Annotated in this window: 8 protein-coding genes; all 8 read right to left on the reverse strand. The window is 42.7% G+C overall.

All coding sequences use genetic code 11. The annotated features are described in order from the left end of the window. Positions 1 to 13: 13 nt before the first annotated feature. The 8 genes from ATK78_RS12570 to ATK78_RS12605 all read right to left on the reverse strand — a co-directional run bounded on the left by ATK78_RS12570 (position 14) and on the right by ATK78_RS12605 (position 11,866). Positions 14 to 4,069 carry a hybrid sensor histidine kinase/response regulator transcription factor gene (locus ATK78_RS12570; RefSeq protein ID WP_133576483.1) on the reverse strand — a complete coding sequence of 1,352 codons (4,056 nt, stop codon included), beginning with the start codon at positions 4,067 to 4,069 and terminating at the stop codon, positions 14 to 16. 101 nt (positions 4,070 to 4,170) lie between these two features. After that, positions 4,171 to 4,749 (reverse strand): hypothetical protein, encoded by a 579-nt coding sequence (locus ATK78_RS12575; RefSeq protein WP_133576484.1) that lies wholly within the window; start codon positions 4,747 to 4,749, stop codon positions 4,171 to 4,173. 124 nt (positions 4,750 to 4,873) lie between these two features. Further along, positions 4,874 to 5,374, reverse strand: coding sequence for a glycoside hydrolase family 88 protein (locus tag ATK78_RS12580; RefSeq protein ID WP_243732516.1), 501 nt, complete (start codon positions 5,372 to 5,374; stop codon positions 4,874 to 4,876). 122 nt (positions 5,375 to 5,496) lie between these two features. Next, positions 5,497 to 7,152: an FAD-dependent oxidoreductase gene (locus tag ATK78_RS12585; protein ID WP_133576486.1), complete on the reverse strand. Its 1,656-nt coding sequence runs from the start codon at positions 7,150 to 7,152 to the stop codon at positions 5,497 to 5,499. An 11-nt stretch (positions 7,153 to 7,163) separates the two neighbouring features. Continuing rightward, positions 7,164 to 7,922: an SGNH/GDSL hydrolase family protein gene (locus ATK78_RS12590; protein ID WP_133576487.1), complete on the reverse strand. Its 759-nt coding sequence runs from the start codon at positions 7,920 to 7,922 to the stop codon at positions 7,164 to 7,166. 94 nt (positions 7,923 to 8,016) lie between these two features. Next, the gene (locus ATK78_RS12595) at positions 8,017 to 8,706 is read right to left on the reverse strand and encodes a DUF4998 domain-containing protein (RefSeq protein ID WP_133576488.1); all 690 of its coding nucleotides are present in this window, start codon (positions 8,704 to 8,706) and stop codon (positions 8,017 to 8,019) included. A gap of 14 nt (positions 8,707 to 8,720) precedes the next feature. Beyond that, the gene (locus ATK78_RS12600) at positions 8,721 to 9,926 is read right to left on the reverse strand and encodes a DUF5000 domain-containing lipoprotein (protein WP_166664871.1); all 1,206 of its coding nucleotides are present in this window, start codon (positions 9,924 to 9,926) and stop codon (positions 8,721 to 8,723) included. A gap of 20 nt (positions 9,927 to 9,946) precedes the next feature. Continuing rightward, positions 9,947 to 11,866: a RagB/SusD family nutrient uptake outer membrane protein gene (locus tag ATK78_RS12605; protein WP_133576490.1), complete on the reverse strand. Its 1,920-nt coding sequence runs from the start codon at positions 11,864 to 11,866 to the stop codon at positions 9,947 to 9,949. Positions 11,867 to 11,870 lie beyond the last annotated feature (4 nt).

Here is an 11,870-nt window from a genome sequence, read left to right on the forward strand (position 1 = left end):
TTTTCTGGTCTATTTAATACCTGTTGTAGTATTTATGAAACGTTTTACGGTGTTTTTTTACAAAGTCTGACGGTGTTAGCCTGAAGAGCTTTTGAAATTGTTCTCTAAAATACTTGATGTCGTTCATACCTACCCTGAATGCAGCTTCGTTTATATTCAGATTGGTATTGATCAGCAGTTCTGCTGCCTTTCTTAAGCGGATAAAACGCACGAAGCCATTTACAGATTGTCCGGATGTTGATTTTATTCTTTTGTATAAATTGGAATGGCTCATTCCCAGATCAGAGGCAAGTGTTTTTACACTAAATCCATCTACCAGCAGATTGTCTTCAATGCGTGCAATGCATTTTTGTAAAAAGCCTTTATCCTCCTGTGACACCTTATGTGCGCCAGATTTCAACGTAATCTCATTATAGAAATAGGTTTGGAGGTTGGTCCGGTTCTTAATGATGCCGTTAATTTTGGCAGTGAACAACTCGCGGTCGAACGGCTTACTGATAAAATCATAGGCACCTGCTTCAATTCCCATTAAGCGCAATTCCGGACTTGGATCGGCAGTGAGCAGGATTACCGGGATGTGGTTTAATGAGGTATCCTCTTTAACTGCAATGCACAGTTCAATGCCATTGAGTCCTTCCATATTGATATCTGAGATCACAATATCAGGAAGGAGTTCTTTGCATAAGGCTAAGCCTTCGAGGCCATTTTCTGCTTTATAAATTTTAAAATGATCTTGAAAGATCTGCCGGATATAGTCGGTGATCTCTGTATTGTCGTCGATTACGAGAATAGAATTGATATCGGAAATAAGCAGTTCGAGGTTACCAAAATTATCGGTTTCCGGCACCTCTTCTTCCTGCCCTTCATAGGTCATCAGTTCATTTACATACGTGAGTTCATTCTGAGCGGGTTCATTTAAAGCAACATTGTTTTCTTCTTGTTCCAGTGGTTCCCCAACAGGCATTTCTATGAAGAAAGTAGTTCCATTGCCATTATTGGATAAGAAATTGATCTTGCCTTTATGCAGTTCTACAAAGCTTTTAACGAGATAAAGCCCTATTCCGAAACCCATTTTTAAAGACTTCTTGTTCATCACCTTATAAAACTTATCAAAAAGCTTTTCTCCAATGCCATCCGGAATACCCGGGCCACTGTCACTGACCTCAATTTTCACATCATGATCTATTATAGAGATACTAAATTTCACAAAACCACCTTTCGGCGTAAATTTTAGCGCATTTGACAGAAGGTTAAATAAAACAATCTCCAGTTTATCCTTATCTCCATAGATGATCAGTTCAACCTGTCCACATTCAAAGGTGTAGTCGATATTGTTGTTTTTAGCGAGGTAGGAGAAGCATAAAAAGATGTCCATGGCAAATTTAACAAGATCAATTTTAACAAGGTTCAGCACGTCGTTCTCACTTTCTGTTTTTCTAAACAACAGCAGCTGGTCTACCAGGCTAAGTAACCGTCTTGAGTTGCGGTATACCACATTTAAGTCGTTCTTTTCCTGCCCGGGTTCTTTATAATTTAAAATGTCTTTAATTGGATTTACGATCAGCGTTAACGGGGTCCGGAGTTCGTGTGAAATGTTGGTAAAGAAGTTCAGCTTCTTTTCATTCAGATCTTTTTCCCGTTCCATTTTAAGGTTAGCGATCTCTACTTCATGTTTTAGGTTCCTTTGGCGATTCCTATAGGTTTGAAATATGTAGAAGGCTGCAGAAAAAAGGGCTGCATAAATAACGTATGCCCACCACGTTCTGTACCATGGAGGCAATATTTCAATCAGGAGAATCCGTTCATTCTTACTCCATGCCCCTTCAGTGTCTGTACTTTTAATGTGCAGTTTATAGTGGCCTTCATTCAGCCTGGAATAATAGGCGGTACTGAGTTTATTTACATCATTCCAATCGCGGTCCCAACCTTCCAGGTAATAAGCATAGGAGATCTGATCCTGAAAGGAAAACTCTATGGCTGCATAGTTAACCGATATAACTGCTGAATTGAAGGGTATGGAAATTTTCTCCAGGTTGACTACTGACAGGTCTTTGTACCTTGGATCCTGATCAAGCGAAACGTTATTGATCCTGAAATCCGTTAATACGATCTTTGGGATGCGTTTATTTTCCTGTATGCGATCGGGATCGAACAGGTTGAAGCCATTTATACCACCAAATAAGAAGGCTCCATCTTTCAGCTTTAAGGCTGCATTGTAATTGAACTGGTTGCTTTGTAAACCATCTGAAGTGTAGTAATTTTTGATTTTTCCGGTTTTGGTATTAAATTTTGACAAACCGTTATAGGTGCTGCACCACAGGTTATCTTTTTCATCCATCAGAATATTCAGGATCGAGTTGCTGGGCAGTCCGTCACTCTGGAGATATCTTTTAATCTTATAAGTTTCCGGATCAAATTTTAATAGCCCGCCTCCTTCTGTTCCGATCCAGATCTGCTGATTTGAATCTTCATTGATTGCCCGGATGGCGTAATTGATTATAATGGACCGATGTTGTTTTTTAGTGCGGTCTATCTGAATCAATTCGGTATAATTACCGGCCCAAAGCCTGCCCTTTGAATCCTGGAACAGGGTATGAATGTCCTTGAGGTTTGCATCAAACAGTTCGAATTTATCTGTCGCTTTATTGTATTTGTAGAGTGCACCTCCTCTTGTGGTTCCGGCCCAAAGGTTTTTATCTTTATCCTGATACAGTTTCCAAAGGTTTACTTCTTCTATCTTTTTTACGGTATTGTAACAGCTGTAATGAATAAACCGCTGACTTTTCTTGTTAAAACAATCAATACCGCCGCTAAAGCTGGCAATCCAGGTGTTGTGATCCGTATCGTTTAAGATGCTGGTTATAAAATTGCTTTGGAGTGAACCGGGACCATTGGTTTTGATGTAATTGGTAAACGCATTTGTTTTGCGGTTCCATACGCTCAATCCGCCACCGTCTGTTCCGATCCATATGTTGTTATTTTCATCCTCACTAAAAGAAAGGACAAAATTATTAATGAGGGAATTGTATTTTAAAGGGTCTTTACGGATGGTTTCGAATTGGGCACTTTGCTGGTCTATAATATTAACGCCGCCTCTTAGCGTGGCTATCCATTTTCGGGATTCATGGTCTTCATAAACCTGCGCAACGGAATTACTGCTCAGCAAGCCTTTTTCTTTGCCTGCAGGCAGATAATTTACTGCTTTAGTTTTTGTATCGTAAATGACAATACCACCTCCATCTGTTGAGATCCACAGTTTTTGCTGTTTATCGAGCATGAGACCCATGATATTTTCTGTGTCTTTGTATTTTTCCAGATTAGACAGGTTGCCGGCTTTTTTATCGTATTGATAGAGGCCGCGTTCAGTACCAATCCAAAGGATGTTGTTTTGCCCGCTAATGATGCTGGTTACGTTTTTTATTTCGGACTTAACCAGGCTTACCTTTCTTTTTAGCGGATCATACCGGCAAAGACCTGCATCTTTTATAAACAGCCAAAGGATTCCGTCTTGATCGGCACATAAAGCCTTGATGGTAGCGCTCTTATATTTTTGGGGAAGAATTCTTTCAGCTATAGTTCTTCCTTTTTGGAGTTCAAAAAGTCCCTTCTCGTCGGTTGCAATAAATACAGATGATGATTTACTGACGGCAATGGAAGTAACCGAAGCCATTAAGCTGATTTGCATTCCGTTGTCAGTATAGATGAACTGGTGGAATTTAGAATCGGCATAACTGTAGTAAGACGCACCCTTTTGCGTACCGATCCAGATCCTGTTTTGGCTGTCGCCGTTTAAAACGGTGATGTGGTTGTTGACCAGGGAATGTTCTGTTCCCCAATTGTTTCTAAAAACCCTAAAATTATAGCCATCGTACCGGTTTAGGCCGTCGTATGTCCCCATCCACATAAAGCCAAAATGGTCAAGATATAAGGAGTTGACGATGTTGTTAGAAAGGCCTTTTTCTACGCCGAGATATTTAATGGAGAATGATGGCGTTTGGGCAATGCAGGGATGTACAGCAAGTAATATACAGGTGATAAAATAGGTAAAGATCTTATGAAAGGCGTACATAAAAAATCAGCTGGAAATATTTGGTCTAAACGAATATACATCTTTTTAGCCAATGATAATTGCCGATCATTTAGATACCAGAATAGGTCTAAATTAAATTTTTAGTGATTAGGTGGAGCGGCTATACCTTGTAATTTTACATAATCATCGGACAAATGATCTGTTCCAATTTCTGAATCCGTTCTTTTTACAAATCCCATTCTACCATTTTTCGAACTGTAAAGATAAACCAGTTTTTCAGATGGAAAATGGTAGTCGTATTTTTTAATGGTGATGGTGATCCCTCCGGTACCGGTTAAGAGAAATTTAAATTCACCTTCGGACTTGATCTTATTGCGGTTGTCTATTATTTTTTTAGGAAAAATGAGTTCTACCATTTTTTTGCCTTTACTGTTAAGGCGATAGAGTACATATTCTTCACCTGAAGCTCCAGAACCATAATCCATTAATATTTTCCTGTCGCTTACTACGATAGGAAAATCCGGATTTTCTGCAGGTAGTTCAGCTTCTTTAATATGTTCATTAATGCCTTTTATGTAAAGCTGGTAGGTAACCCCTTTAATTTTATCTGTTCGTAACATTCGATAGGATGATCCTTCACTGGCTGCAGTTTTGGTTTGCTGTGCCATAGCAGCATTTATATAAAATATGGTGATCAGCAGCGTAATGTATTTTTTCATGTGTAGGGATCTTAGCATTTGAGATAATCAATATTTCCCAATCAAAATTTAGACCATTAATAAATCATATAATTACTTCATTAAAAAAGGTTCTTACTGATGTCCTATAAAAGGTATGCTGAAATTAATTTAGTAATGCAACCACACACCATAAAACTGGTGCTTGTCCATGCATATCTCCCGTGAGTTTCTTCCTGTCCAGGTAATATTGGCGGCTGTTTTCTTTGTTGGTACCCTGACAGACGTCCCGGACATCTCCATTCTTCCCGATATATTTGGTAAGCGCGATCCAGCCTTTTCTCGCTACTGGTCCAAATTCCTTTTCATCCAGCCAGCCATTTTTTACGCCGGAGATCATTGCAAAGGTAAACATGCCCGTTCCGGAAGTTTCCGGCCATGAGGCTTTGTCATCCACCAGCTGCAGCCACATGCCTTCTTCGTTTTGGTATTGCTTTAGACTGGTCATCATGGTTTGAAAGGCTTTCAGTATCCTTGGCCTGTCTTTATTGTCTTTCGGAAGGGAAATCAACATTTCAGTCATTCCAGCAGCCATCCAGCCATTGCCCCTGCCCCAGAAGTATGGAACATCGGGAGCATGATAGAACAGTCCGTTTGGTTGTTCCAACTTCCTTCGGATCGCTACCCGCCGGCCAGTTCTTCAATTGACCAGATACATTAAAGCTCATGGCACTTGCAATTACCATAGCGACTAAAGTGATTATGGGGTTGTTCTTAATGCTCATTATTTTATAGATCAAGGGTTAAACGCTGTTTCTGTTTTAACAATAGTTTCTGCAATTCCGTATAGTTCACCTTTTGCACGGTAGTACGGTGGTCTATGGCTAGTGATGCCGCTGTAGCTGCTGATTCGCCCAGTATCATAAAAACGGGTTCCATACGTACTGAGCCATAGGCTATATGAGAAATAGAAAGACAAACTGGAACCAATAAATTTGTACACTCCCCAGGCTTTGGGACTATTGTATGATAAGAGATCCCGTAAGGCTTTGGTGCTTTTACACCGATGTCTCCTTCATTCTGTACAAATCCATCTGTTGTAATATAGCGCTGTGTATTGTGAGAATCCAGGGCATAAGAACCCATGCCAATGGAATGCGCTACCTTTTTTTTACCCAACACCTCATTTTCAGACATGACATAGTCACTCACCATCCTCCTGGCTTCCCGTACATAGATCTGATGCGGCCATCCCCCGTTGTCTTTAAACTCGTCTTTCGCTAATCCCCAGGTACCCATTCTTTTGCGTACGTCTTCGGGTACTTTCGGATCATTGGCCATATAGTACATCAATCCTTTCTGATAATCTTCATGCTGTTTGATAATCACCCGGCGCTCTTCATAGGATGCCTCTGGATAACCATAATTCATACCAATGAAATCGGTACTGAACGGGCCATGATTATTGGTGTCTGTTTTCCGGTTGGGTACCGGATCAAACTTATTGAATACTTCCTTCCAGCCTGCAGCGAAAACCCGGGCAAGCAACTCGTAATTTGCAGGATTATAGTTGTCAGGCTTAGGAAAAGTGATCTTATTATCAGGATGGCTGGACAAGCACATCCTAAAGCAATAGGCCTGCAGTTTATTGTCGCCAGCTCCTTTTTTTCCCGGATCTGCAGAAGAAATACCTGCAAGCAGGCCGCTGCTTTTGTCGCCGGGAATGACATATGGATCTATTGCGCTGGTAAAATGATGCCCGTGTTGAAATACTTCCGTCTGGATCCCATTCCATTGTTCTCCATATTGTGTGTTAGGTTCGCGCCCAACATGGTAACTGACCTTAGCTGCCGCCATCAGGTCTCCCTCATATGTTGCATCTATAAATACCTTGCCTTTAAATACTTTTCCGCTTAGCATAGTGATGCTTATGATTTTGCCAGACTTCATTTTTACACCTTTCTTTCGGTCGAGCCATTCTTTCCGGTACACCGGGATCTGATGTTCTTTCACAAAATCTTCCATGATGCGTTCTGCAACATGCGGTTCGAAGATCCACATTGTCCGGTCAGTACCATCTATGGCGGGCGTTCCCTGTCCTTTATTGCCATATTCGGCCTGTCTTTGCCACTTCCAGGCAGTATCGGCCTGGTAGTGAACATATACCCTGTGGTAAAACTCCCTGGCCAGGCCACCGATCACTTCTTTGTTTCCAGTATCGGTAAAGCCCAAACCGCCTGAAGATAGTCCGCCAAGGTGAACATCCGGCGAAACCACAATCACTTTCTTACCGAGTTTAGCAGACTGTACAGCGGCAGTGATGGCCGCTGATGTGCCCCCGTAAATGACAATATCGGCTTCATGTACTCCGGAAACATCCTGTGCCCTAGCCGCTGCTGTAAACAGGATCAGTACTGTTAAAAAAAAGATATACAGTCTCTTCATATTTTGATAGATCATGATGTTGATAATAATTTTTTCAGGTAAGCCGGATAACTGTCGCGCTCAATGCTTCCATCGCCCTTGGTAATGCTATCTCCAAAACAAACGATTCCAGATTGAGGTAGTTTGTGCGAGGTAATGTGATCATATACCGACAGTCCAATAAAACGATATCCATTAGCTGTTGGATGGATGCCGTCCCGCTTATTACTGTTGGCTTCATTTTGGATCAGGGAATCTTTACCTGCGCCTATTTTTCCTATGGCCTCAAAACGGAGCCCCAGATCCAGAAGCCCGGCCTTATGTCTTTTAGCTACCCGCTTAATGGCATCGTTTACCTGCTTTCTTCTGCCAGAAACTCCATCTGGCTCATAAAAAGCAGCAGGATGCCTCGTCAGCAGATCTGGCTCATAAGCAGGAAGGATGGTCATCATCAGCAATTTACTCCGGCTGCGTATGATCATCTGTGCCATGGTATCTAAATTCTTTTCATAGTCGCCTAATGGAATATGCTTTACACTGTTCATGTCATTTGTACCTGCCATAAGTATCGTCAATTTCGGTTTTAACGACAAACAATCTTTTTCGATCCGGCCGAGCAGATCTGCTGTATTGTTTCCGCCCACTCCGGCATTAGATACAGTTATCTTTTCTTCATCAGGCTGCAGCACTGAATTGTCTTCCGCTGAGCTGGCAAGCAAATCCTTTGAGCCGAGTATAACTGCCGATGCCAGCAAACCGAGCCTTAAAAATCCTCTTCTGTGCGTGTTCATGTGTTTTCATTTAAAAAACTCCATATGGCACCCTGCTCAAACCTAACTTTGAAGCAAAGCACCAAAGGAGTAATAAAAAATAATTATTAACTACTTAATAAGCCAGAACCTCTGGTTTGGAATAAAAAGTATCAATTGCATTTTTTGGAAGATAGGCCGTTTTAATGGTCATATTTCCTCCTGTTAACGCATTTGTTAATATGGTAGTGTCTCTGAGCCGCCTGGTAAAGATCACCCCGGTGCCGCCCGTCTTTAATGGATAACTAACCCTTACACCGGCCATAGCAGACGCCGTATCAGTTTCCGAATACCAGGAAACTGCTTTTTCTGTACCTACGGTGATCTTTGCTTTCAGTACCCTGTTGAACAAGGTACTCAGGTAATTGTCGCCCAGAATAGAACCTGTCTTCGCCAGTACAACGGAACGTCGTCCGCTTGCATCGAAAGTAACGGCTTCAAAAGTATAAACTCCTTCCGGGACAGCTGCAAGATCAACCAGCTTGCTCTTTGCCAGATCTGCCGGGGTAATGTCTGTGTCAATGGAGTCCCGCCGGTTATTCCAGTAGAGGCGCATTCTTACTACCCTTGGATCCGGACTCATCAGTGCACTGATCTGCGCCCTGTTGTATCCCTGAAAAACGGTGAGCGATTTTGGTTTACCAGGAAATACCTTTTCTGCCTGATCGAGATATTTATCATAGTCGCCGGCATTCTTTTCACATCCGCTAATGGCCATTCCTAAAATGCAGCAACTGAATATAAATGTCAATATGTTCTTTTTCATCGTTTGATTTTTAATTATAAAGCGCCATAAAAAGTCAGTTCTGAAAGCTGCAGGTATGGCACGCTACCCCAGGTAGAAACGGTTTTAAACCTCCAGTATCTAAAATTACCGGCATTACCTTCAACTTCAAACTCTTCCCCATTCTTTGCCTGTGCAATGTCTTCTGCGGTGACTACGCCCAGCGGACTTCCTGAAGGTTTTACAGATTTGAATGAGCCTACCAGTGTCCAGCTATCGAAACTTGCTGCAGGACTGTTACTTCCCCACAATTCAAATTCCAAAGGTTGTCCGCCAATAAAGACATTCCGGTCTGATATTGGAACATCGGCATAGAGGATAAAGCGGCTCAATCTAAATGGTTGGATCATGTCAAATGTAAACCACTGCGGCATTACCGACGAAGGCTTGGTCTGGAAGATGGTACTGTTTTGTGCATGGAGACCGTCAAACAGGATTACCAAAGGTCTTGCCCTACCCTGACCGGTATGGTACTCCCAGGTATCGTTGGACAGCGTAAGTGCCGCAAACTTTGTGGTGATCAGGGCTTCTTTAAATGGTGTTAAGGTTAGGGAGGCTGTATCACTTCTGTTGTTCCAGCGATCGGTTACATATACTGCAAAGTCCCGTGCAACAGGTTCCAGTCCGCGGGTACGGATGCGGCCGATCTTTGCACTTGAATAGGCCGTTTGAATTTCCTGCCATTTATCTGCTGCATCTTTGGCCAGTACATGAAAGACCACGCTGCTTCCTGTATAATTCTTGAAATCAACATTTAAACCACCAAAGGCTGCATACATGGAACCGTTTAGTTTAACGCTGTCGATCAGCAATTTATGTGATGGACGGAGTGCTTTGATCTTAGCCATGATCGGTTCAGACTCTACGTCGCCGAGCCCAACCGCTCTGAGCTGAATGTCATATTCTCCCTCGCTTGCAAACCCATCTACCTGGATGGTATTTTTATAGACCGTAGATTTTGATTCCCGTACTTGTCCGGAATTTAGGGTATAAGTGGCTTTCACATATCTAAGATCACTACCTTCTGGCAGGTCATAAGTAATGATGGCTCCCCCTGGAATGGACTCGTAAGTATAATTTTTAACTGGCCCCGGAGTTTCTCCGGTCTTTAGTGCTTTTGGAACCAGATCTTTTTCGCAAGATGCTGCTGCCATAAGCACTACGGCCAACAATGCGATATGTATTTTCTGTATGATTTTCATATCCATATTTTTAAATGATTTTACCAACCTGGATTTTGAGTTAATTTTGAGTTACGCCGCATTTCTCCTAAACTGAGCGGCCACAGGTAGTCACGGGTACTAAAGGTGCGGCTGAACAAGTTTACCTGCCTGTAGAACAGCTGTGGATCTTTTTCTTTTACGCTCCAGCCGGTAATATTGGTATTTAATGCCTGCTGCGCCGTTTTCCAGCGGCGAAGGTCCCAGAATCTCTTTCCTTCAAACATCAATTCTATTGCACGCTCCCTGCGGATGATCTCCTGGAGGCCTAAATAGTTTGCCGGCTTGGCTGGGTTACGGGAATACTGCGACCAGGAAGCTACAACGCCCCCTAAACCACTACGCTGGCGCACGAGGTCTACCAGCCGGTACACATCTGTTCCCGGACCGTTAGCTTCATTTAATGCCTCTGCATAGAGCAGATAAAGATCTGCCAGGCGCATCATCGGATAGGCATACTCATATACAGAATATGAACTTGAAGCTCCTGCCACATTGCGGTAACTTACCAGCTTTTTGGGCGTATAGCCTGTAGCTGAAAATCCAGATACGCTTACCGGAGCTGCATTGCCTCCCGGTTTATAATTGGTACTAAAAGCAAGATCATCATTGGTCTGTGAACTCATAAAATACCGGCCGCCATCAAATGAAAGCGATGCATAAAAGCGGTCTTCCCTATCAAAGTGCAGACCGATCGTGGTATAATTGGCGGTCAGTTTGTATTTATACTCATTGGTATTGGGTACAACCTTCAATATAAACCTGTTGCCGTATTCATAACCCAGGTCTTCTTCAATCGGCACCCCATTTTTACTGTAAAAAAGCAATGCCATATTCAAGGTCGGTGCCAGATAACCGCCCAGTGAACTATTGTCTACAAAAGCCGGGTCATAGCTCCTTACCGTAGCTGCTGCCTGAAGTGCGTTAGTGGCTCTTGAGGTATTGTTTACCCAAATCTGTTCCGGATTATTCTGACGTTCGGCCAATGCTTCGCGATAGCTCATTTGATTGATTGTAGTAGTCTGTGGTACTACGGTCATATTAGCTGGTGCCTGCCACTTGTATAAAGAACGACCTGTCATTTCTGCGAGTTCTACAGCAGTTTTACATGCGGCGGCGGCGGCTATCCATTTCTCTTTACTTACTGTTGGATTAAAGAATGGCTGATTCCTGGAATTGACAAAGCCTGAATAGTCTGCGTTGCCATTAAATAGCGGACTTGCCGCAGTGACCAATATTTCTGCCTTCATTGAATAGGCTACCAATTTGCTGATCCGTCCATTTTCGGTGATCACTGTAATGTCATCCGGCAGATCCGGAATTGCGCTATCGATCAAATTAACGATGTAAGTTACACACTCATCAACTGGTGAGCGTTCCTGCTGTGTTTCCAGCGGATCTATAGTAACCGGAAGGTTTACATCCTGGATCAGGATAGGCCCATACATACGCATGAGGTAATAGTGGTAGTAAGCTTTGAGGAACTTTACTTCTGCTGCCCACCTTTTGATCTCAAATTCGTCCATATCGGGTACTTTTCCAATATTTTCAAGGAATACGTTGCAGTCGCGGATACCCCTCCAAAGGTTTTTTGCCTGGTTGGCACCGTCCCAATAGTTGTTTAGCGGGCTATTTGAATTCTGGTTGCCCTTGGCAATCTTCCAGTTGTTATAGCCCGTATTTTGATCATAGGTGGAGTTTAGCCACATTTCATCGCCTGCAAACAATGCAGGATTGGATTCCAGATCGAACCCTCCGGGCAGCCAGCTGTAACAGGTTACCAGATAACGCTCTGCCATCACCCTGGATGCAAAAGCATTGGACAGCTCAGGCACATTGTCCGGTACAATATCCATGTACTTATTACAGGAATAGAAACTGCCTGCAACGAATAGTAATACGATTATGATATATCTTTTCATCTTC

Source organism: Pedobacter metabolipauper (assembly GCF_004362715.1).
Classification (GTDB): Bacteria; Bacteroidota; Bacteroidia; order Sphingobacteriales; family Sphingobacteriaceae; genus Pedobacter; species Pedobacter metabolipauper.